The organism is Sporosarcina sp., from assembly GCF_029257255.1.
Classification (GTDB): Bacteria; Bacillota; Bacilli; order Bacillales_A; family Planococcaceae; genus Sporosarcina.
Window position 1 is genome coordinate 114,516 of sequence record NZ_JARICI010000009.1, and the last position, 22,947, is coordinate 137,462.

26 protein-coding genes and 1 riboswitch are annotated in these 22,947 nt (G+C 41.6%); of the genes, 4 read left to right on the plus strand and 22 right to left on the minus strand.

The window, feature by feature from the left end:
- Positions 1–267: 267 nt before the first annotated feature.
- The 9 genes from Q1J64_RS02660 to Q1J64_RS02700 form a co-directional block, all read right to left on the minus strand.
- On the minus strand, positions 268–900 hold the full coding sequence (locus Q1J64_RS02660; protein WP_301107548.1) for a response regulator transcription factor: 633 nt from the start codon (positions 898–900) through the stop codon (positions 268–270).
- Positions 875–1,918 carry a sensor histidine kinase gene (locus tag Q1J64_RS02665; protein WP_301107549.1) on the minus strand — a complete coding sequence of 348 codons (1,044 nt, stop codon included), beginning with the start codon at positions 1,916–1,918 and terminating at the stop codon, positions 875–877. The genes Q1J64_RS02660 and Q1J64_RS02665 overlap by 26 nt, the downstream gene beginning before the upstream one ends.
- A complete protein-coding gene (gene liaF, locus Q1J64_RS02670) occupies positions 1,915–2,616 on the minus strand; it encodes a cell wall-active antibiotics response protein LiaF (protein WP_301107550.1) in 702 nt (233 codons plus the stop codon). Before liaF ends, Q1J64_RS02665 begins: the two co-directional genes overlap by 4 nt.
- A gap of 50 nt (positions 2,617–2,666) precedes the next feature.
- Positions 2,667–3,302, minus strand: a complete 636-nt coding sequence (locus Q1J64_RS02675; RefSeq protein ID WP_301107551.1) for a PspA/IM30 family protein — start codon at positions 3,300–3,302, stop codon at positions 2,667–2,669.
- Between the two features lie 14 nt (positions 3,303–3,316).
- On the minus strand, positions 3,317–3,664 hold the full coding sequence (locus Q1J64_RS02680) for a lmo0954 family membrane protein (protein WP_301107552.1): 348 nt from the start codon (positions 3,662–3,664) through the stop codon (positions 3,317–3,319).
- Between the two features lie 210 nt (positions 3,665–3,874).
- Positions 3,875–4,336, minus strand: a complete 462-nt coding sequence (locus tag Q1J64_RS02685) for a DinB family protein (protein ID WP_301107553.1) — start codon at positions 4,334–4,336, stop codon at positions 3,875–3,877.
- Between the two features lie 60 nt (positions 4,337–4,396).
- Positions 4,397–4,747, minus strand: a complete 351-nt coding sequence (locus tag Q1J64_RS02690) for a hypothetical protein (protein ID WP_301107554.1) — start codon at positions 4,745–4,747, stop codon at positions 4,397–4,399.
- Between the two features lie 150 nt (positions 4,748–4,897).
- Positions 4,898–7,099 carry a sensor histidine kinase gene (locus Q1J64_RS02695; protein ID WP_301107555.1) on the minus strand — a complete coding sequence of 734 codons (2,202 nt, stop codon included), beginning with the start codon at positions 7,097–7,099 and terminating at the stop codon, positions 4,898–4,900.
- Positions 7,100–7,255: 156 nt separating this feature from the next.
- On the minus strand, positions 7,256–7,945 hold the full coding sequence (locus tag Q1J64_RS02700) for a response regulator transcription factor (protein ID WP_301107556.1): 690 nt from the start codon (positions 7,943–7,945) through the stop codon (positions 7,256–7,258).
- A 273-nt stretch (positions 7,946–8,218) separates the two neighbouring features.
- On the opposite strand from Q1J64_RS02700, the gene Q1J64_RS02705 reads away from it, so the two are divergent.
- The 3 genes from Q1J64_RS02705 to Q1J64_RS02715 all read left to right on the plus strand — a co-directional run bounded on the left by Q1J64_RS02705 (position 8,219) and on the right by Q1J64_RS02715 (position 9,477).
- Positions 8,219–8,404 (plus strand): hypothetical protein, encoded by a 186-nt coding sequence (locus tag Q1J64_RS02705; RefSeq protein ID WP_301107557.1) that lies wholly within the window; start codon positions 8,219–8,221, stop codon positions 8,402–8,404.
- A gap of 101 nt (positions 8,405–8,505) precedes the next feature.
- The gene (locus tag Q1J64_RS02710; protein WP_301107558.1) at positions 8,506–8,949 is read left to right on the plus strand and encodes a GNAT family N-acetyltransferase; all 444 of its coding nucleotides are present in this window, start codon (positions 8,506–8,508) and stop codon (positions 8,947–8,949) included.
- Positions 8,950–9,039: 90 nt separating this feature from the next.
- A complete protein-coding gene (locus Q1J64_RS02715) occupies positions 9,040–9,477 on the plus strand; it encodes a hypothetical protein (RefSeq protein ID WP_301107559.1) in 438 nt (145 codons plus the stop codon).
- Positions 9,478–9,703: 226 nt separating this feature from the next.
- On the opposite strand, the gene Q1J64_RS02720 is transcribed toward Q1J64_RS02715, so the two are convergent.
- The 13 genes from Q1J64_RS02720 to Q1J64_RS02780 form a co-directional block, all read right to left on the minus strand.
- Positions 9,704–10,318: a TerD family protein gene (locus Q1J64_RS02720; RefSeq protein WP_483315940.1), complete on the minus strand. Its 615-nt coding sequence runs from the start codon at positions 10,316–10,318 to the stop codon at positions 9,704–9,706.
- Between the two features lie 22 nt (positions 10,319–10,340).
- Positions 10,341–11,420 (minus strand): toxic anion resistance protein, encoded by a 1,080-nt coding sequence (locus tag Q1J64_RS02725; RefSeq protein ID WP_301107561.1) that lies wholly within the window; start codon positions 11,418–11,420, stop codon positions 10,341–10,343.
- Positions 11,417–13,045 carry a YceG family protein gene (locus Q1J64_RS02730; protein WP_301107562.1) on the minus strand — a complete coding sequence of 543 codons (1,629 nt, stop codon included), beginning with the start codon at positions 13,043–13,045 and terminating at the stop codon, positions 11,417–11,419. Before Q1J64_RS02730 ends, Q1J64_RS02725 begins: the two co-directional genes overlap by 4 nt.
- 56 nt (positions 13,046–13,101) lie before the next feature.
- Complete coding sequence (locus tag Q1J64_RS02735; RefSeq protein WP_301107563.1) at positions 13,102–13,908, minus strand: HAD hydrolase family protein; 807 nt, start codon at positions 13,906–13,908, stop codon at positions 13,102–13,104.
- On the minus strand, positions 13,905–15,020 hold the full coding sequence (locus Q1J64_RS02740; RefSeq protein WP_483315941.1) for a cysteine protease StiP family protein: 1,116 nt from the start codon (positions 15,018–15,020) through the stop codon (positions 13,905–13,907). Before Q1J64_RS02740 ends, Q1J64_RS02735 begins: the two co-directional genes overlap by 4 nt.
- 13 nt (positions 15,021–15,033) lie before the next feature.
- Positions 15,034–16,404, minus strand: coding sequence for a phosphoribosyltransferase family protein (locus Q1J64_RS02745; protein WP_301107564.1), 1,371 nt, complete (start codon positions 16,402–16,404; stop codon positions 15,034–15,036).
- Positions 16,355–17,545 carry an HpcH/HpaI aldolase/citrate lyase family protein gene (locus Q1J64_RS02750; protein WP_301107565.1) on the minus strand — a complete coding sequence of 397 codons (1,191 nt, stop codon included), beginning with the start codon at positions 17,543–17,545 and terminating at the stop codon, positions 16,355–16,357. Before Q1J64_RS02750 ends, Q1J64_RS02745 begins: the two co-directional genes overlap by 50 nt.
- Before the next feature lie 74 nt (positions 17,546–17,619).
- On the minus strand, positions 17,620–18,381 hold the full coding sequence (locus Q1J64_RS02755; RefSeq protein ID WP_301107566.1) for a TerC family protein: 762 nt from the start codon (positions 18,379–18,381) through the stop codon (positions 17,620–17,622).
- A 78-nt stretch (positions 18,382–18,459) separates the two neighbouring features.
- On the minus strand, positions 18,460–19,038 hold the full coding sequence (locus tag Q1J64_RS02760) for a TerD family protein (protein WP_301107567.1): 579 nt from the start codon (positions 19,036–19,038) through the stop codon (positions 18,460–18,462).
- A gap of 73 nt (positions 19,039–19,111) precedes the next feature.
- Entirely contained in the window at positions 19,112–19,690 is a 579-nt protein-coding gene (locus Q1J64_RS02765) for a TerD family protein (RefSeq protein ID WP_301107568.1), read from the minus strand.
- 31 nt (positions 19,691–19,721) lie between these two features.
- On the minus strand, positions 19,722–20,327 hold the full coding sequence (locus tag Q1J64_RS02770; protein WP_301107569.1) for a TerD family protein: 606 nt from the start codon (positions 20,325–20,327) through the stop codon (positions 19,722–19,724).
- Positions 20,328–20,969: 642 nt separating this feature from the next.
- On the minus strand, positions 20,970–21,542 hold the full coding sequence (locus Q1J64_RS02775; RefSeq protein ID WP_483315942.1) for an ECF transporter S component: 573 nt from the start codon (positions 21,540–21,542) through the stop codon (positions 20,970–20,972).
- A gap of 139 nt (positions 21,543–21,681) precedes the next feature.
- Positions 21,682–21,870, minus strand: a riboswitch (cobalamin riboswitch).
- 210 nt (positions 21,871–22,080) lie between these two features.
- Positions 22,081–22,257 carry a phospholipase D-like domain-containing protein gene (locus Q1J64_RS02780; RefSeq protein ID WP_301107570.1) on the minus strand — a complete coding sequence of 59 codons (177 nt, stop codon included), beginning with the start codon at positions 22,255–22,257 and terminating at the stop codon, positions 22,081–22,083.
- 159 nt (positions 22,258–22,416) lie between these two features.
- Between Q1J64_RS02780 and Q1J64_RS02785 the strand changes: the two genes are divergently transcribed.
- A complete protein-coding gene (locus tag Q1J64_RS02785; protein ID WP_301107571.1) occupies positions 22,417–22,902 on the plus strand; it encodes a QueT transporter family protein in 486 nt (161 codons plus the stop codon).
- The last annotated feature ends 45 nt before the right edge of the window (positions 22,903–22,947 follow it).

A 22,947-nucleotide genomic window follows, 5' to 3' on the forward strand; every position in this document is an offset into this window, starting at 1 on the left:
GACTCTCTTTCCGCGAAGGATACCCTTCAGCTATGCTTTTTTTCTGTTGCCAAACAATACTATCATGACGCCTTATTCAGTGGATAAGTTTCCGGCTAACACTTATCCACATGTGAACAAGAAAATCTTTCATAGCTTACTGAATAGTTATGCACATTGTCAGTGGATAGTTTGTGGAGAAGTTCGTAATTTCAGACTATTCTACAAACGAAGCCTTCTTTATCCACAATATGTACTAAGGATTACGCATATGCACACGATAACCCGTTAATTCGCCAGCTTCTTCTGAAACGCATAAATGACCGCCTGTGTGCGGTCTTGGACTTCCAATTTCGATAAAATATTGCTGACATGCGTCTTCACCGTCTTCACCGCAATGAAAAGTTCATCCGCTATCTCCTGATTAGACTTACCTTTTGCGAGCAGCAACAGCACCTCAAGCTCCCGGTCTGTCAAATCTTCATGCAGTTCATGAGTTTGGCCGCTGCGCATTTTAGTCATCATTTTTGAAGTCACTTCAGGCTCCAGTACGGTCTGCCCCTGCATCGTCTCGCGAATAGCATCCGCTACACGCTTGGCATTGGACGTCTTTAAAATATAACTGACTGCACCTGCTTCAAGTGCCGGATACAGTTTATCATCATCCAAAAAACTCGTCACGATAATAACTTTTGCTTCCGGCCACTTTGCAATGATGGCGGCCGTCGCTTCGGCACCATTCATTTCGGGCATCACCATATCCATCAAAATAATGTCTGGACGCAATTCGAGGGCCTTATCCACGGCTATCTTGCCGTTTTCCGCTTCTCCGATCACTTCGATATCCGGCTGCATCTGCAAATAAGCCGATACGCCGATACGAACCATTTCATGATCATCCACTAACAATACCCGAATCATCAGCATTCACTCCTCTCTCTATTGGTAACTGCACTTCTACAATTGTCCCCTGCGCTGGCACTGACACAATTTTACAGCTGCCGCCGATCTCAATCGCCCGTTCCTTCACATTCTGCAGACCATAGGAACCGCCTTTTCCGTCATCCTGTTTAAATCCTACACCGTTATCCTGCACACGCAAAATCGCCAGACCCCCGCGCTCAATCAATAGCATTTCCACTTCTGTCGCTTTCGCATGCCTCAATGTATTTGACAACGTTTCCTGCGCAATCCGGAATAAATGGTCTTCAGCACCTTTTGAAAGTTCAATTTCCTCTAAACGATGCTTGATATCAAATGTCACTTTTTCCTTCAACTCATTCAGCAACTCTTCAAGTCCCTTGGCAAGCGACTGATTATGCAAAGCTGCCGGACGCAAATGAAGTAAGAGCGCACGCATTTCAAGCTGCGCCTGCTGCACCATTTTCTCCACTTGCAGCAGTGGTTTGCGGATTGGCCCTTCATCCGCCTGTTCCACAATGGCAGACAGCAGCATAGATGCCGCAAACAACTGCTGCGAAACAGAGTCATGAAGTTCCCTCGCCAGACGCTGTCGTTCCTGAACAATTCGTTCCTGAATAACTTTATCCTGCGCTTCAGAACGCTCATCCGTCATACGGCGCAGGCTGTTGCGCTGCGCGTGAAGCACTTCATACAACTGCTCGATCGAATGATTCATCTGCTTATTCATCTTTTTCGATGGAATGAATTCCTGTTTCGAATATAAGTTTTCAAGCTTCTGCTTAATGAAAAGCTCTTTCGTACGGGTGCTCGATGTCATCCAGCCCGCAATGATCAGGCTGATCACAAAAATAGTCAGCACCAGCCATGCAGCCAACGGCATTTCTGCGGCCTCTGTTTCCATCAGCATTTTGCCGTAGCCTTCAAGCGTCATATCGATAAACAGATAGAAAAATACAGCAACCAAACTGCTGAATGTCAGTGTCAGAAGAATCGTACGGCTAATGAATACTCTCATTTTCTCCGCACCTCCACATCACCGATCCACGTAAACAGGGAAATAATCAATTCCGGATCATTCGGCTGCTTTGTTTCATAGCCGTCTAGTTCACGTATCGTTTCATTCAGCAGGCGGCGCGGCGCATTGCCGAGCACTTTCGCTTCCCCATATAGCGTCGCGTAATGGAAACGCACCGGAATATCGTACGGCAGATCAATTATAATTTTCCCGACACTCTGCCGAATCGAAATAAAGGATGCCCCTTTAGGTAGCACAGTATCTGTCACATCCACATGAATATTTCCGAACAGCCCCTGCATATGCACGTCTTCCCATTCATACGCAGAAAATGGAGTGGACTGGACGGAAAACAGACGATTTTTCCACAGGCCTTCGGAACGTTTTGCGCGCTCTGTCCGCAGCGAACCAAAGATTTCATTGGAAGGCGTTCCTTTCCACATCTTCACGAGCACATATACAATGGCAGCGAGAAGAAGCAATCGCAGACTCCAAAGACTCATCAATGCAAAAAAGATGAAAATGCTTGCGATGATAACCGTCCATTTCTCACGCTGTTTGTATCCATAATAGAAGAAAGTTCCTCCGAGAAGGAGAAAAATAATATTACCGTTGCCGAACAGCACTGCTTCCGCTAAAACAAGCGCCAGAAAACCAAGCACAAGTATCGCAACTTTATTCGAACCATTGCCATTCATTTCATTCTCCCCCTTCTCGAAGAAGGAAGCACTATGCTTCCTCCTCTAGTTTACACAATTTCCTCTTTGCGTGCGCTGCTTTTTTCCAATGAATCCAAACGTTGTTCCATCGAAGAAGCAGATTGTGCCGATCGTTTCGAACCGCCTAGATTTTCGATGTACGAATGTAAATCGTCAAGCGTGGAGAACAAAGTCTCCGGAGCTGCAAATCGATCCATCTTCTCCTGTGCCCGTGTGACGTTTTCCTTACCCATCAACTGTAATTGTCGAACCCGCATATCTTTCACACGATGCTTCATTTCTTCAAACTTATGCTCCAATGAAAGCAGTTCATTCGTCGCCTCCTGAATGCTCGCAGACAATCTGGCGACGCGTCCTTCATACGCTTCCGTTTCCGCTTTCGCGAATGAAATCAGCTCTTCCTCACCCGTCGCTTCTGCCAATTCCAGCTGACGACGGCGTTTCATTGCCATTAATTCAGCATCCTGTCGCTCCTGCTCCAATTCCTGCTTCAATCTTCCCTGACGCTCCAGCAGCTTACCGATTTCCGCCGTTTGCTGCTGCGCATCCAAAAAGTATTGATTCAGCTGCTCAATCGGATTCTCTTTGCCGACCTTCTTCTTGTCCATCAAAGTATTCAAATCTTCCTGTACCGTATATTTCAAGCGATGCCAAAATGCATTCATTGTCCATCTCTCCTTTACTTAGTCATTTCATTCCATTGGCGTTCGAAATTTGTGAATGGATCATTTGAATCCGTGATATCCGGGTTCACTGTGCGCTCATTCCATTTGCGCCACACATAGTAGATCCCGATCAAAGCAATAATTCCGATGAAAGCCGGAATATTTGAAACCGAGCTGATTAAGCTGAAAATCAAAACGATCAGCCAGAATACTTTAGCGAATGAAGATTCACTCTTTCTCCAATAATGAAAACTGACAAACGCGATCACTCCCGAAACCGCCAGTGCGATCATCGGACCTATATTTATTCCGAGTATAAACACTGCCACAATTCCCAGCAGTACAAGTCCAAGTTTTTTCATGTTAATGTCCTCCCTTCATTTGTAACCTAAGTTTATAATGAAAACTTGATTTCTCCGACGGTCGCATAGCGGATTTCCCTCTCAGACTTAAGGCTGAGAGGTGTGTAAGGCTTGTTTTGGTGCCGTGTTATGCGGTTTTGGCGCGGTGCGTGTAAAAGTACGCAAAAAAACAGCCAGATTAGCTCTGACTGTCTGCATTCATTCATCTATCTATCTATTTACTCTGGCCAAACCGTCGATCAGTCCTGCATGAATCCCTTCATGCCAGGAAAGAAAGTTCAATGTATCTTCCACCGTATGCAACGTAATGAATTTGCCGATCTCAATAGGCGTATCGAGTGCCTGTCCCAACTGCTCATCTGTCAGCTCTGAAATTAGTTTCCCCTGATCTTTCATGGCCGCAAACAACTCTGCTTCAGCCGGCGGAATCTCCACCCAATCAGACGGGCTAGTTCCTGCTTTGAAAAAACTTGCCCATTCATGATGCTGTACTTCATAGCTCTCCAAAGCCAGACTCAAAATATATTCCGCCAGATTATAGACATGCCCTACATTCCAGCGGATCGTATTAGAAAACCCTTCCGGCTGCCTGTCCCACGCGTCTTCGTCTATTTTTTTCAGCAAGTTTAATGTGTAGCCCCTTGCCAAATAAAACTGTTGAACTGCTCCCATTTCATCCCACCCTTTATATTCTCCATCTAAAAACAGCCACGCGGGAAAGCGGGCTGGTAATTAGGATAAGTCTGTCGGCTTCTCAATATTTTTATGTTCATTCCACTGACCGTGTGCTTCCTGGTTATACGTACGGTTATACTCTTCCTGGTTCCCATAAGGAAATTCCTCACCAGGCTTCAGGTCATGGTAATTTTGGCTTGGTGATTTATTCTGGCTGTATGCAGAAGGCTTATGCTCGCCTGTTTCATCCTGCGCATTCTCTCTGAATACGACTGAAGAATCCGAATCAGCGGGATCTGCCAACGGAAGTTCGTCAGGTTCGACCGCCTTATTATTTTTATCTAGCGTATCTTTTACTTTAGGCTCTAAATCTTTCTTGTTTGGGTATTTACCGTCGATGATTGTCATTTTACCATTCCTCCCTTTCATGCATGCTCTTTTTACAGAGACCTCACCCCTTATACATACCCTAATTCGACATCTGGCAAACAGCTTCCTCCTGAAAAATGAAAATTTAGAGAAAGACAGGATATTTTTCCCATCTCGCTCTAAACCCATTTACCCAGCTGCTATATCAATGGTCACTTTGAATAAATCACCGTCAACTTCTACATCCATCCTGCCGCCATGCAGTTCAACAATCGATTGCGCGATGGCAAGGCCGAGGCCGGATCCTTCCGTTTGTCTTGATTCATCGCCGCGTTTAAAACGTTCAAATAATTCATCAGTGTTATCACCAATTTCATATTTCGCAATGTTTTTCATGGTGATCCGTGCCTGATTTCCTGACTTTTGCAGATTCACATATATTCTCGTTCCAGGTAACGAGTACTTCAATGCATTGATCAACAAATTATCGAGAACCCGCCATAATTTCTGACCGTCAACAAGTGCATATACCGGGACTTCAGGCAATGAAATCCGCACGTCCAAACCGGATTCTGTAAAATCATCCGCATGTTCAGCCAAAGCCTGCTGCATCAACTGGTTCAAGTCTACATGCTGTTTCACCAGCTCCAGATTGCCACTCGCCATTTTTGATACTTCGAATAAATCTTCAATCAGTGTTTTCAGACGCTGTGATTTCTGATCGATAATCCCGACATACTTCGTCCGTTCTTCCGCAGACAACGTGTCATCTTTTAGCAAATCTGTATAAGTAATGATCGAAGTGAGCGGTGTTCGCAGATCATGGCTGACATTCGTAATCAACTCCGTTTTCAAGCGTTCACTTTTCGCCTGTTCATTGACAGAAACCCGGACGCCGTCACGCAGATTATTCAGATTCGCCGCATGTTTGGCAAGCGGAGATCTTCCTATCACAGGGATTCCCTGCGTCAGCTGTCCCGCCGCCATCGCTTCAGTTGCAGCAAACAGCCTGTTCAAATATGCGCCCCTGCGGACGAATAAAATTAACGCGGGGAGTGCAATAAACACCACACAGAAAGCATAGACGACAGCGAGTTCAGGAGCTAAAAACATTCCAACAAAACCGATACCAGCCAAGAAAAATATCACCAGTAGTAACAGAAACTGCGTTCCGAGTTTCCAGTTGCTGAACAGATCCCGGATATTTCTGGCAAGCGACACAGCAAACGTATCCTTCAACGCCCGATCCAAATAACCCGGCTGTTTTATCTGTTCCGTCAAATTGACCAGCTGGAAGGCAACCAATCCTGCAGGCAAGTACCCGAACAGCATAAATTCTATCAGGTTCATCGTGTAATAAGACGGATGCCGCAATCCCGCATAGGGAATAGTATTTGCTGCCGACTGTACATATAACAGGAACACTGTAGCTGCAAAGAAGAGTCCCGCAATCTGCACATCGAACTTCCACTTTCTGTACGCTGCCGATTCTTTGGTTCCGATCACCCATTCTTTCTTGAATTTAACGGCCGTAAATAGCGCAGCAATGGCCATTGCCGCTATCAGCCAGCTCATGTACAACATTTTTTTCTCACCATTAAAAACACGCACATTATCCTGCAGCGCCCCGCCGGCAAGTGCAGCCTTCGGGATGGTAAGCGTTCCTTTAAGCTTCCGCAACGGAATTTCCGCCTGCTGTAAGTCCTCATGGTTCAATCGGAATGGCACATCCGCGTCTGATTGAACGTATTGATCCAGACTGGCATCCGTTAACGAGTGAGCAAAGAACAAACCGTGTACTTCATTGAACTCTTTTTTGAAAGCGGCAGGCTGTGAAACATCGCCTTTCGTGAAATGCTCGCCGGTCTCAACATCTGTGAAATCATAATTGACCGCAAAGTTCCTTGCCACATTCTCCGATTGCTGTTTTAAAACAGCAGCCAGCTGTCTGCCTTTTTCCTTCAATATCTTTTGCTCCACATGCTCCGTGTTCTCAAAGTTTTCTTTAATATCATCCAATTTACCGTTACGCTCTTTGACAAGAGCCATCAGCAGCGTTTCATTTTTGTTTTCTTTTGCTTCCGCAATACGCGTACGGTATTGTCTCTCAATATTGTCCAGCTGCTCCGGCAATGTGCCGTAATGATTACGATAGTCTTCAATTTCCCGCTCTGTTACACTGAACTTCTTTGTCGCTTTATCCGGATCTATCGAATTCAGCTCATTGACGCTTAAGTCACTGTAGAGACTTTCCAGCTGCCAGGAGAATTCATCTGTTTCAAACCACGATTTCCCTACATATTTTGGGCCTAAGTAAAAAGCTGACAACACTCCAACTATTGCAATTACAACGAGAGCCGGCCACAGCGAGACTTTCAGATATTTTCTCATGAGATGTTCCCTCCTGTGATGATCCTGCTGAAATATCCAATTGTCTTATGAAGTCTGATCCATCCATTTGAAAATAGATCGACAGCAAACGACGCACAATAGATGAAGCTCACAGTGGCAAGGGCAATGGCGATTAGTGACCAGACAAGTCCACTTTTATTTCTCGATTTTGTAGCCAACACCCCACACCACCTTCACGTACCTTGGATTTTTCGGATCCGCTTCGATTTTCTCCCGTATTTTACGGATATGCACAGCCACGATGTTTTCCGCATTATACGCTTGTTCATTCCACACGCGCTCATAAATTTCATTGATGGAAAATACCCGTCCGGGATGCTTCATGAGCAGTTCTGTGATCTTGTATTCGATCGGGGTGAGCCGAACCGGTGTCCCATTCACCGTCAGTTCCTTCGCCTCTTCATTCAGGACGAGCCCATCGACTTCGATCATTTTCTGCCCTTCATATGTCCCGAGCTGCACATAGCGCCGCAGCTGCGATTTCACACGCGCCATCAGCTCGAGCGGATGAAACGGTTTCGTAACATAGTCGTCAGCTCCCACCGACAATCCGTGAATCTTATCTGAATCCTCAACCTTGGCACTGAGCATGATTATCGGTATATTCTGCACTTCCCGAATCTTGAACGTCGCCGTAATGCCATCCATATTCGGCATCATAATATCTAAAATGAGCAAATGCACTTCATTGGAAGCAAGCAGTTCGAGCGCTTCCCGTCCATCCTCCGCTTTTAGCACGTCATACCCTTCATTTTTCAAATAAATCTCGATTCCCTCACGTATTTCCTTATCGTCATCCGCCACAAGTACTGTAAATTCCGCCATTCCCTTCACCCCGTCTCACTTGTTCAATCACGTCTCGACGTGATTGCGTCTGGATTCAGCATACGTTTATAAATCCGCTGAAAAGAAAAGCCGCTGACTTTCATTCCCCCATTTATAAAGCTGATATCTCCTGCCGAATACCGATAATTTCATTCTACCACCCAACTCTTAACAAAGATTCATTATAAGTATGAAGAAAATCTTAAGGTTTTCAGACTCACTCCTCATAATCTAAAGCAAACGAGCCACACTTCTATAATGGAGGTGACGACAATGCCGAATAAAGACAAACGTAAAAAGAATGAAAAAATGCGCGAAGAGTATGGGTTTGGGTACGATCTCAGCCCCGATGACCTTGATGTGATCGGACAAAATGATGCAGCCAAGAAAAATAACGCCAATTCACAAAAAGACAAAAGGCGTGTGCAGACCGGTGACGATTACACAACAAATCCTTGATTTATCGGACCTGCGCACGCGGGTCTTTTACATAACAACAGAAGGAGATTGTATTTTAGATGTGGAATAATGAGGGAAACAACTAAAGAGGGTGACTTTCATTGGAAGCATTATCGATCAAGGAACTTCAGTCTGCAGCAGAAATACTCAGCGCATTTCCGATTATGAAACAGTTGCGCACACATTTGAAGGAAGAAGAATATCTTCAATTAGTCGCGGAAGCACGCGATAAAGACCAGTATCACCTGTTTGCATTGTACGATGCAGATGAAATAGTTGCTGTCACAGGCTTCAAACCGATGATTACCTTATACTATGGCCGATCCGTCTGGGTCTGCGATTTGGTGACCGCCGAATCAAAACGATCGTCTGGATACGGTGAAACACTTCTTTCATTCATTCACGACTGGGCGAAAGAACGTAATTATGTCAGCGTCGCATTGTCTTCAGGACTCCAGCGGCATAATGCCCATCGCTTCTATGAAGATAAGATGGACTACAAGCGTGTCAGTTATGTATTCAAGAAAGAGCTAGACGATTACTAAATGTGAAACGGTTCGCCAACTTCTCATGAAAATCTCATTTTTCTCACAGTATCCTGTAAAATTGCTCCTTTCCCGAAGGAGAGATTCATTATGAAAAAACAAATCATTTCTACACTAGGTGCTTTAATGCTGACGACAGGTGTGCTTCATGGAATTAGCGCGGAGGCAAGCCCGAGTACAACAACTAACCATCAGGCGTCTGTTTCACATTACCAGGACGCCCAGCACAATCAAGCCGTGAAAGTTGATGTTACAAAACTTCCTGAATATGCAACGATTGCGTCAAAAGTAAACGTATCTTCATTCAACTTTAAAGAAGATCAAAAGGTCATCCGTAAAATGCTGTTGAACGACGTGCAGGGACGTACACAGTACAAAACAATCTACAATAAAAATACTAAACAGCTAAATTCATCAATACAAAAGGCGGCATGGTGTTCAACCAAGTCATCAAAGAAAAGCCTGCAGCACAGGCGAAACCAAGTAAGCCAGCTGTGCAATCCGTTAAGCCTTCAACTACAAAAGTAGACTTAAGCAGCTACACAGCCCGTGTCGTTTCTGATAACTACAACACACGCGTGACTGTATACACTGACGCAAAAAACCGTACACAGTACAAAACGATTCTTGTGAAGCGTACAGGTGCTGTGAAGACAATTCGTTTATAATAAAATGCTAAAAGGAGCAGCCCGGACAATTTGTCTAGGTTGCTCTTTTTCATTAACAGTGATTCAGATTGATATCATTTTTATAATTACTTAGAACCTGCTGTCCAACTAATCCCCCATCCATGTGCTTTATCCAACTGAGCATGCCCTTGGTAATATTCGACTAGTCTTTGGACTTTAAAGGTTTCATTGTTTATATTTTCAATCATAGCGATAGCACACATAACCTTACCATTTCGATGTTCGTCAAGTTTTACAACGATATCTTCACCGCCGCCATACGTAAGCTTCACAATTCCATCCGCTTCTGACCAATTTGCCGCTCCTTCGTAAATGAATGCATAGACGAGCACACGCTTAATATGCTTTATATTAGAACCGTTAATACGTAAATTTTCACCACCTGCAGATTCGCCTGTACGATCATCGTGATCCAGCTGAATATAAGGGTAACTATTCGATGCACCAAATGCATTGCCCAGTGCTTGTACACAGCCCTTTTCACCAGATGTCATTTCATAAAGACATCCTAGATCCAGATCCAAATTCTTAGGTGCACCACCAAATAACGAAGATAAGAACCCACCACTTTTAGCCGCTTTAGTGTGCTGATTCCATTTGAGGTTAACTAGTATTTCACCAACATCATTACCCTTTTTGGATAGATTGATGGATTGTCCTTTTTTCTTAAGTTCGATCAAAATCTTCATTCCCCCAATTTAGTTATTTACCGTAGTTTTTCATCGACTCTTGCAATTGAGCAATCCGTTTCATGCCGTCCTGTCTAGCACGATTATTTTCCTCTTCAATTGCCCTTGTTTCGTCAAGCCCTTTTACAATCGTATTCCAGCTTTCTTCAATCGTTTCAATCTTAATACTCGGGCTGCCTGCCAGACGAGCAATATCCGCACTTTGTGAAGCAATATTTTGCGAGTTTCTAAGCAACATTTCATTTGTACGCTTATCCAGCTCATTCATAGAGTCAGCAACCAACTTCTGCCGTTTCGCCGCTACCGCCTGAATGATGCCGTTTTTGAAGATAGGAATTGTTATGATAAAGGCTGAGTTAATTTTACCGATAAGTTTGGTGTTACCTCGTTGTAATAAACGCAGTTGGGGTGCCGTTTGTAATGCTACCATACGCGCCATTTCCAAGTCATATATACGCTCATCCAATGACTGGATGGCATTATTCATTGTATCTAATTCCATCTGTGCCAACTGATCACCATTTGTTGCACGCTGTTCAAGAGCTGGTGTCAGTGTTCTTAACTCTTCTACTTTTATTTGACCGGCCACTACATACTTTTCTAAAGCCATATAATAATTAAAGTTTTGTTCATACATCTCATCCATATTGTGTGTGGAACGAATCATCTCATCTTTATACTTGGATATTTCAATATGTATCCCTTCAATCTCTTTACCAATTGTTTGATATTTACCAAACACTTTTTCAATCAACTTGTCTCCACGCTTGAAAATTTTTCCCAAGAAACCTTTTGGCTCATCAAAATCATTTTTATCAAACTTGTCCATCGTCTTACCCAGTTGTCTGAGCATCTCACCAGAATCGGTAACACTTGATGAACTCATTGTAGATAAAATACGGTCTGCGAATGTAGAAATCTCGACTGCAGGTTCTTTACCAAAATCGAGCAGGCTCATTTGATTTCTTGTATCAATCGTACGAACCAGATTCAATACCTCAGGACTCTGTCTTAGCTCGTTACGCATTTGTTCCGCTTTATTCTCCGTTAATACTTCAACATCGTAATTTTTTATTTCATTCAAACTACTCATCCCTTCCCATTAAAAAATCGATTTAAAAACCCACTTACTATTGAACCGTCTTTTTTTCGCTCTTGAAACGCTAAGTCGAATACCATATCTTCCAACAGATGATGATCGAAATCCTTTTTATCGATAAAAAGTTCCAGATCATTGTGTCCAGGCGGATTATATAAAACAATATCAAGGCCCAATTCATTTAACAGCAGCAAGATCGCTGCATCTGCTTTAGATAGCGTACCATTATTTTCGTTGTTGTATAAAATAACCTTAGGTATCTCTTGCGAGTAATCAAATGTCTGCATCAGATTGAGAAATACATCTGGAATAGTGGTCGCTTGCGTAAATAGATACAAACGAACCTGTTCCTTACTTTCTTCATGCTGCGCTTTCATACGCACGTTCACGCACATTCTTGAAATCGCTGACGCAATTGCTTTTTGTAAACCATCATGAAGGTTCTGGTATTTCCACCAGTTACCTTTCATCATTTTTTCCGGATCTAATTTCCCGTCTTTTCCAAGTGCATGCTGATAGTGAAACTGATTGTTCGACTTCTGTTCCTGCATAAAAGGAAAGCTTTTCACAATTACCGTATTCGGTTGATTTATTAATCTGTGCATTTTATCCCAATAGGCTTTTCTATCTGTCGACACGCCAGAGATCTTCGCGAATAATGAAGGAATCTTTACTTCCGTTACATTTGCAGAAAAGTTGGGACGGATGAGTGCCTTTTCCTTCGCTAATAAGAAAATTTCATCATATGTTGTTTTTAACGTAACAGGCATTGGAATGTGATTTCTAAATTGCCACGGTTTATAAAACGCAGATCCCTCATGATGCAGCACGTGATCGATTTCTTTCGATGCCCGATACGCTACTGTCCCTTGTCGCTGCGGTTCATCTATTGGGAAAGGCAAAGTTTTCATTGTTGTCGGATAGCTCACTACAGTGGACCACATGTTTTCAGGATCAATTTCCTTAAAATAGTCTTTTCCTTCCGGATGAAGGATGACAACATCCAGTCCCAACAAAGTCAAATAGTATAAAAAGTATAACTGACTTTTATTCAAATCCCCATACCACAAAATGTGGGGTATATCCTCAACAATTGGTATTTCATTCATCCACGGATCCAGATGGTTCCAAGTCCACTTAATGATATCGAGAAAAACCCGCCGGAACTCTGGATGGTTGAATGCACCCGTATGATTTTTTTGAAATAATCCGAACACTTCAATAAGAGCTGTACGGATAAGTCTATTAAGGTCCGGATCTGTTCCGTACTTAGGCAGTAACTGAGATCCCTCTAAAAATGCGACAAACCGATTAATAGATAGATTCGGTTGCTCCTGAATAAGAGTATAAATTTGTTGGATCGCCTGAAAACGTTCAGAAGATAATGTTTTATCCAGTGTTTCAGATAACACATAAACATGTGCCGCCTGACTGACTGTATATAATTCCATCAAATAATCCGTTTCGTCAAATCCTGTACCGAGTACACGAGTTGTCATACGGCTATACTGCACACTACCGCTGTCCAGCTGATAATCCGAACGTACCGTGATAGGCTTAATGATTTCAGTGTGCCAATTTGTATAATCGATAGTTTTTAGTATCGGTTTTCTTATCATCCCAGCACCCCCTTTACATATTTCTACGCACATGGAAGGAGGTCGGGCAGATCTAGTTAACGGTGAGTCATAATTAAATTCCGTCGCTTCGAAAGAATCGTTTCAATAATTTCTTCCGACGCTAAAACACCTGTTTTCTTTGTCAATTCTAGATGACTGAAATCCACAGCCGCTTCACCGTGCCGAGGAATTATTCCAAAGTCCGCCTGCTCAATCAAGCAAACATCCAAATTGGAGTCCCCCGCTGTATAGACTCTACTTTTCCCCTCTTTATCAGCCACATATCGAGTTGCATCCCATTTATTTATAAACGATGGAATGAAATACACCTTTCTGCCCTGTAAAGAAAAGATCCACCCATGCTCTGCCGCCCATTTCGAATAATATCCCATCAGCTCGTGTGGAGTTAACTCAGTATTTATCACAAGATAAACAAAAAACTGATCCACTACACGAATCGATTTCAGCCACGACGCGTCTGATGTTTCCTCTATTTTACGTTTGACATCTTCTACGGAAATTGCACCGTTCTTTATTTTATTCTTGATATGATCTTGCCAATACCGATCAACTTCACCGTTTTCCAATACTACTCCGCCGTTACATGTAATCGCATAGAATGGGCGGATTTCGTGCTGAAACAGTGTGACGCGATTATATTGTTCGATTGTCCTCGTTGTTACAGGAACGAACATCATTTCCTTTGCTAACTCTTGTAAGAGAACGATTGCTTTTTCTGTCATAAAAGAGATTTCTTTACCATTAAGTTTTTCAACATTGCGCACATGCCCGCTAATTTGTTCCGATTCAAAAAACTTATGCGAATAAATCAGCGTCCGATCTAAATCACTTGCAAACATCATACGCTTGGCTCCAATGGTTTAATAAGTCCACAACAAGTATAAGACATTTGATCATAAACCTCCACAGCTACTTGTCTTTCTTTTGCCAACTGAATAATATGTTTTAAACGCGGATTATCTATGTCTTTCACAAGAATCTTCCACGGGACCCGACGCAATAAAACACGCGTTGTTTCACCTACGCCCGGTTTAACAAGGTTTATATCTGTAATACCAAAATTTTCCTGAATAGATTGGATGGAATGCAACCCTTTCCAAGTAGGAGTCATATCCGATTCTTTCAATACAAGTTTTGCTTCTGCAACCAGCGGAACGGCTGCTTCAAATTCAGATACAATTTCATCAATATGATAATTGGATACATCCTCGTCTTGAAGTTCATTGTATACTTTCGCTCCATGAAAATCCGTTTCACCAATCCACTGACTATTTAAGACCGTACGGCTGACTAAGCCAGATACCGTTGAATTCAAGCAAGCACTTGGTATTAAAAAATCTTCACGTGTACCAAACAAAGAGGAACAATGCCCCGGGTCAGCCAAAACAGCCAATTCATCATCCAGAACATCGCCGTGTTTTTCATTGAAAATATTTACCGACTCCGTAAGTTCTCTAGAAATTGCCCCTTTTCCAGTCCAGCCGTCTATAAAAGTAATTTGTTTTTCAGGATGCGCATTCACAATATGCATCATCGCATTTTCATCCAAGCCACGCCCGCGAATAATGGAAATGCTATAGTGAGGTACGCTCAGATTATATTTCATTTGAAGATATCGCTTGATAAGAATACCGATTGGCGTACCTGCTCTTGCTAATGAAACTAATACGATATCTTGTCCCTTCTTCTCGATTATAAGTTCAGCAACCGTTCCAACTGCCACCGCTACTTTTTGTTTGTATAAATGTAGAGATTCATAGAAAAGCTCCAAATACTCTGCAGATGGTTCATATTCAACAGGCAGCATTTCCGAATAATGAACACCCTTTTGAATGGCTTGCTCCCGTTCATTCAAACTTTTCTCAATATGAATACCTGAAAGATCTTTTAATAAAAAAATGACATCATCGGACGCATAACTACCTGTGAGCATTTGTACTTTTTTTTGCAGCACACAACCATTCCTTTCAACTAAAAAATACAATGTGAATAACAGGTATTCTACTGAACTGTTGTAACATTGGCTCCAGTCTGCCAGCTTCTATATGCCGTTCGAAGAGCAGAAATACTTCATCATATTCTTTTTCTGTAATATTATAAGCGTAATTCATAATCGCAAGATTTTCCGGACTTTCAAAACTGAAACAGCTTCTTATAGGATAACCTTCTTGATCCATCGGAAAGATCGGACTACGTGTTGTGGAATGAAAAGATACACTTTCGCCCATATAGACAGCAACTTTCATCGGTATATGCATGAATTCTCCTGTTCCAAGACATAGAGTATTCTTGCCCTTTCGCAATGTCTGTAAATGACTCCCTATTTGTTCGCAGTAGTTTTCCACCCGTTCATTAGCAGCTGATGTTAGACCGAATCTTCCAGTCAGCGGGGAATAAGGTGCATTATTTAAAATGCCAAGCGCATCAACAGATACATAAGACTTATTCTCAAATGGAGCAGGGAACGAGGAGAGATTAATCGTATGATAATTGACCTTTTCAGCAGGCACTTCAATTTTAGTTGCTGAAGGTAAATCTGGTATTCCTTCAACCTGGATCGTACCAGACAGTAGCGAAAACGTTTGAATACTCACGCCGTGTGTTTGCTCAAATACTTTCAGTTTCCGGCAATCCTCTTCACTGCGCCAATCCAAAAGCGATAACACAACATAATTCTTTCGAGGAAAATGTTTTTGAATAGATTCAATTATATTTAACGCTGTCTTGCCTGTTGTAATTTCATCATCCACCAGGCATATGGTGTGTTCATTTGCAAGATACTGTTCGGGTACATAGCAGCGCTGATCTGTTGCGTGAGAATGCTCTTCTTCAAAAAACAACGTTACTTCTTGATCGACCAGTACTTCTCTAGTTGAATGAATATATACGGCATCTGAAAAGCAATCAAAAACGCCGTGTCCAAGTGCTGTTGCAGTCTCAGCAAATCCGATGAACACGCCTGGCTCTCCAAGTCCAAAATGCCAACTTTGTACAATCGAATAGGCCTTTTTCAATTTACCTTCTGATGTATCCATCAAAGCATCAACCAAGACACCTTTACCTGCCACTTGTGTCGCTGTCTTCTCTTCATAGTAACAAGCCGCGAGTAATGCAGACGCCAGTAAAGGCACATGGGGTCGAAGGGGAATATGTTTACCCAGTACTTTGCTTACAAATAGAAATGAACGCTTTTTATTAATACGCGCTGCCATCTCATACATTGTTTCTAATGATAAACCCAATGGATTCGCATCTATTTGTACTTCCACTTTCATGGAGTCGCCGATTTCATGTGTGTACTTTTTCGGATAATAAATCGATGAATGTGTTGCTTTCATTATACACCCCGTATATATCTGACTTAATTAATACTTTCTTTGCCCAGTTTAAATGCGGCTTAATCTCGTTCATTTTATTATTAAATTCGCTTTTGAACACGCCTTTTTCACCATTTGCTTGATTGACGATGCTCAGGGCATCCAAATACTCTTCTTTTGATATTACATGTAATGCTTGAACTGGCAATAGATGTGTTGGATGGATGATTGTTTTCCCTACCAAACCGTTTGCTTTATCCAACAACGTTTCTCGTATTAATCCGTCAAAATCTTTGCGAATCAATTCTTTTCTAAGCAGAATTCCCTCTGAACCAAATTGCTCTTGAAACGGAGTCTGGCGTAACTGTGGTTTCAATACACGATCGGTTGACGCAAAATGTTCCCATACAGGACCTGATACCACATACCCCTCTGGTTCTCTACTGAAAATATTGACAATATCTGTGATGAGTTCATTAACAATAGAAATTTCATACACCGTCGTTTCACTATCACGTCTCAACCCATACAAACCGCACAAATCGGTAGCACCAATTCGAATATTCAACACACTGTCCGCATAGCGATCCACAATCTTCTTTAGTTTTAATAACTCATCCATACGAAGTTCTTTATACAATACATGTCGGGATTCAAGAATCGGCATGCCATAGAGAACCGTTTCTGCCTGTTCATTTATACGATGAAGTTCCGATAGAAAGTCTTGTGCATTTTCCGATGAAAACTTAGGAAACACAAAACCAACTAGATGATTGAGCGAATCGCCAAGCCTCTCAGCGATATCCGCCATTTGTTCGGCTGTTCTTACGCGCACAAAAATGAGCGGCGTCATTTCTTCAGTCAGTCTGCCGTCAGTGATTGCAGTACTTACATTTTTCATATGTGTAATAAGAAGTTTTTCTGCTCGCTCTACCTCTAAATCTCCGACTGCGTCCTCTAAACAAATGACTAATGTCACAAGCTCTTTGAATTTGGTAGAAATAATCAAGTCCGCTATATCTAATCGTGTCGCCGGCATATACAAAACAGCGCCTAGACTATAGGACAACAAATTTTTATCCGTTCTTTTTGTAATAGTTTTTGGTTGGCTATAGAATAGAACTTTTTTATGTTCTGTCGAAAAGTCATTAAAATACCTCAATCTGTCACCTACTTCTAATGTTTATTCGGTAAAAGGGTAAATAAAAAAGAAGGACACGTCCTTCTTTTTTATTGTTAATTATAGACTGGCTTTTTATTGTTAATATTGTGGATAATAAATGTCCCAATAAACATAACGATAAGAATGATAAAGAATGTAAAGTGACCAAGATCAAATCCGATTACACTCAGACCCATTTTTATTGCAATCAGCGCAATAAGTAAATACGCAGTGGTTTCTAATTCCGGTACACGTTCAATTAATCTTAAGAACACACCTGCAATTCCACGCATCATCAAGACACCGAGCATTCCACCAAGTAAAAGCACCCAAATTTGTTCACTGACACCAAATGCGGCCAAGACGCTATCAACGGAGAAAGCGATATCCATAATCTCAACGGCTATGACTGTTCCCCAGAACGTACCAAACATACGGATTAATACGCCTTTTGCTTTCACATCTTCAATTTCTTCTTCTGTGTCTCCACCCTGAGATTTCTGAATGAAGTATTGTATTGCCAACCAAGCTAAATAGCCTGCACCGAGTATTTTGACCCACCAAAGTTTAATGAGGAATACACCGACACCAATTGCAAGAAAGCGGAATAAATAGGCACCCAGTAACCCGTAGAACAATGCTTTTTTCCGTTGCTTATCCGGTAAATGTTTAACCATAACAGCAAGAACAAGTGCATTATCAGCTGATAATAATCCTTCAAGAATTATAAGTGTACCAATCAAGCCCCAACTAACAGGATCGGTTAACACTTGCGCCCACATGTCCCAGTCAAAAAAAGCGGCATACGTATCTAATATTCCATTGATTATGTCCATTTGTTCCTCCTGTTGTTAAAACAGTAAAGGATACAATTATCCTTTAGCAGCTCGTAAATTATCAAATAAAATTAAATATTAAACTTCCAATCCGTAATTCTTGCAAAGTGCTGCCAGGCCACCCGAGAACCCGCTGCCAATTGCATTAAACTTCCACTCGTTACCATGTCTGTACAATTCACAGAACACAACAGCCGTTTCAATTGAGAAGTCTTCACCCAGATCAAATCTAAGCAGTTCTTCACCTGTTGCTTCATCCGTCAATCGAACAAAAGCATTCGATACCTGGCCGAAGTTCTGGCTTCGCGACTCCGCGTCATGTATGGTTACCGTAATGCCAATCCGATCAACGTAAGCAGGTATTTTAGAGAAATCAACAATTACCTGCTCATCGTCGCCGTCACCTTCCCCTGTACGATTATCGCCCGTATGCAATAAAGCACCGCTTGGATGTTCTAAGTTGTTATAGAAAATAAAATCATGATCATTCTGACAGCGATTGTTCGCATCCACCAAGAACGCTGAAGCATCTAAGTCAAACTCTTGTCCGCCCGAATACTTATTTGTATCCCAGCCAAGTCCAATAACTCCTCTAACCATCGCAGGATTTGTTTTAGTTAAATCTATTTTCTGACCTTTGGATAATGTAATTGCCAACTGAATCACTCCTGTTCATTTATTGGAACCAGCACGTCAATAATGACGTAAAGCCTTCAAATAACATTTAAAATTAAGCCTGCAGACCATAATCTTTCACAAGCGAAGCCAATCCACCTTGATAACCACTACCAATTGCATTGAACTTCCACTCGTTTCCGTGTCTATATAGCTCTCCTACAACAACAGCGGTTTCAATGGAGAAATCTTCACCAAGGTCATAGCGAATTAGCTCTTCGCCCGATGCATCGTTAACAATACGCACATAGCTATTCGATACTTGTCCGAAATTTTGGTTACGTTCTTCTGCTTCATGTATGGTAATCGTAAATGCAATTTTATCAATAGTGCCCGGCACAGTAGATAAGCTGATTTTCACTTGCTCATCATCCCCATCACCTTCGCCTGTCAAGTTATCCCCAGTGTGAACAACCGAACCATTTCCACCTTCAAGATTATTGAAGAAGACAAAGTCCTTTTCTGTTTCACATTTTCCTGTTGCGTTTAATAAAAATACAGATGAATCCAAGTCGAAATCTTTTCCGCCGTCATATTTATTTGTATCCCAACCCACACCAACCGTGATATTTGTTAGTCCAGGGTTACTTTTTGTTAAATCAACCTTTTGACCTTTGCTTAGTGAAATAGCCATTTAGCCAACCTCTTCTCTAATGTTTTTAATTTTAGTTAAAACGTCTAACGATTTCACTGAGACCTGGATCTGTTGAACCTGCTCCAAGTGCGCCAAACTTCCATTCACTGCCATGACGATAAATTTCAGCTACCGTCAAACTTGTTGAACCTGAATAGTTTTCAGATAGGTTAAATTTTAGTAATTCTTCATTACTCGCTGAATTTACAACACGGATATATGCGTTTTCTACTTGTCCAAAATCTTGCTTTCGCTTAATACAATCATAGATATTAACAACAAAAATAAGTTTATTAATCTTTTCGGGTACTTTGTTCAACTCGACAATCACCTGCTCATCATCTCCGTCACCTTCACCCGTAATATTATCTCCAGTGTGTAGTACACTCCGACATTTGCTTTTTAAGTTACCAAAGTAAATCAGGTTATCATTACTTACAAACCTATCATCCTGAAGCATGATCACTGAAGCGTCTATATCCATATTCGCGCCGCCTCCGCCACCAAAAAGACCACCAAGTAACCCGCCTGCTTTTTTCTGGATTGGATCCCAACCAAGACCAACAACAATCTTCCGAAGTCCAGGATTACCTTTTGTTAAATCAATTCTTTGACCCTTCTGTAAAACAATTGCCACATCAATCACTCCTTCACAATTTAACAAGATTATTATTATTATTATTATTGTTTCATTAAGTACTCAGCGGTATGACTACGATAAGTTCTTAAATGAAACTGAATATGCCTGCTCAATTAATACTTCTCAAAGTCCATGGCATCCACCTGATTTTTAATTTGTATTAGACAAATAGTTTAGAATCTAATCGAATAGCAAAGACCAAATTTCCCTGAAGCATGACTATCTTCTATTCCTAAATTCAAATTATAAATATAGTCACTTTCCAATAAACTCAAATAATCCGCCATTCTTCTACATTATACAACATATATATACAGATCACAAAACAAAATTAACTTATCTGTTTTATTTTTACAGACACATTTATGTCTAAATTACCAATAAATTATTAATTATATAAACCTATATACTCATTTTAACCCCATTTAATTCAACTGATTACAAGCTTCTTATCTTTCTTTCCGAATTTTATCTATAACCGTAAAGTCTTACTTCTTATAAAACTTAATACATATCAAGTTAAGAAGAGGTTCTAATTATTCATTCTAACATCATACCACTTATTAAACTATTGAATCAAAGTAAGCCGCCGCAGTGGTTAATGGACATAAAAAGAGTAGCCAGTTTTGGCTACTCTTTTTATTCAGTTCGCTGTTCAAGCAATCCATACTTTCGCTGGATCCGCTGCAGAATCTTAATCCAACTGGCGCCAAACACAAGTAGGAAAAATACATTCGACAGCGCATGCGCCAAATCGAAGTAAATACTCGAAATGTAGATACCTGCGAAAAACTCCCATGATAATGCTTCCATGTTACTGACGATGATCCACATATTCATAAACCAACCGAATAAATAGCCCCAGATGAAGCCGAAGATCAGTTTCCCCCACAGTTTTTTCATCCACCATGTATTGTGCAAAAATCCCGCACTCATCCCCATCATGCCCCATGCATACATCTGCCAGGGCGTCCACGGACCTTGTCCAAGGAAGAAGTTTGAGACAATTGCAGCAACGGCGCCAACAATAAAGCCGGATTCCGCGCCAAACACCAATCCCGCCATAATGATGATAAACGAAGTAGGCTGGACACTCGGCAGTCCTGCGAATGGCACACGGCCGACTGCGGCAATCGCAGCAAGCATCGCGAGCAGCACCACTTCGCGTCCCGCCACTTCCTTCCATTCAAATCGCGCAAAGAATGGAATCAATGTCAGGCTGTCATCACCTAGATGCCGTTAATTGAACACAAAAAGCCCCCGCCTCCGAAAAGAGACAAGGGCATTATGTATAGGCAGATTTTATCAAGGACATAATCCAATATACTATGCAGACCTTTCTCCGGAAGGCGTTACGCATGTTATTTTTGCAAGTCTCCTGACTTATGGGTAATAGCACATCTTCCGCCTTCCCAGTTACTCACCAGTGGCAATTTTAAAGATGTCCCCCATTTACAGTGGCCGGACCGTACAGGATTTTCACCTGTTTCCTTTTTCATCTTTGTAAATTAAACAAAGAACCAAAATATTCTATTAAACTTTCAATCTAGTATATCACAGCGTCAAATAAGATTTCTTACTATTTAAAAGAATAGGAAAAAAGGTTGATGAATATGTCCACTCATCAACCTTCTGATTTATTGTCTATTTTATTATAGAACCATAAATATCTAGCGAATTGGCTTCTTCAATAAAATTGCGTTAGCCGACTTCATATTTGAAATGGTAATGTACTACTACAGAAATCACATCACAATTCCTGATAATCCCGCTGATATTTACCTCCGTCTTTTACTTCCGCATGATACAGAGCTTTCAGAGCATAGCTCTTCTCCAGTTCATGCTCTTTCATAATTGATTTTAACTGTCGGTTCAACTCAGGACTTTCCTTTACCAGCTGAAGCATTTTTGGCTGTGAATATTGCATGAAAATCATCTCCTTATCAAGTTTGTTTCTATAGTATAACACGCAGACGCTTAGAATAATTACGTGAACAATGGAAATAGAACGTTACTGTAGAAACGATCGGCCTAACTCGTGTATACTGTACTAGGTTTTCTATATTTTCTTAAAGGAGTCTTCCCAATGAATGTAAAAACACTGGCCATCAGCGGAATTATTGCAGCTCTCTATACAGCTATCACGCTGGCGATTCTTCCGTTCGGCTTTACTAATATTCAATTTCGGATATCTGAAATGTTCAATCATCTGGTCGTTTTTAATCCCCGTTACATTTTCGGCATCGTCGTAGGTGTATTTGTCTCCAATTTATTATTGTCCGAGCTTGGACCGATTGATCTCGTATTTGGTGTGGGACAATCTATCATCGCGCTTTCGCTGACGATTCTTTTTTGCCGGTACGTCTCTAATACAATGGCGCGGATGGTATTCAATACATTCATTTTCACCACCACGATGTTCTTGATTGCCTGGGAATTAAATATCGTGCTGCACCTGCCGTTTCTTCTAACTTGGCTTTACGTGGCAATCGGAGAGTTTGCTGTCATGGCGATCGGAATTCCAGTGATGAAGGCGCTGAATAAACGATTGAATTTTGCTAGGTTAATTTAAAGTTTATGATCAGAACAGACTGGAGGTACACTCCTTCTGTTTTTT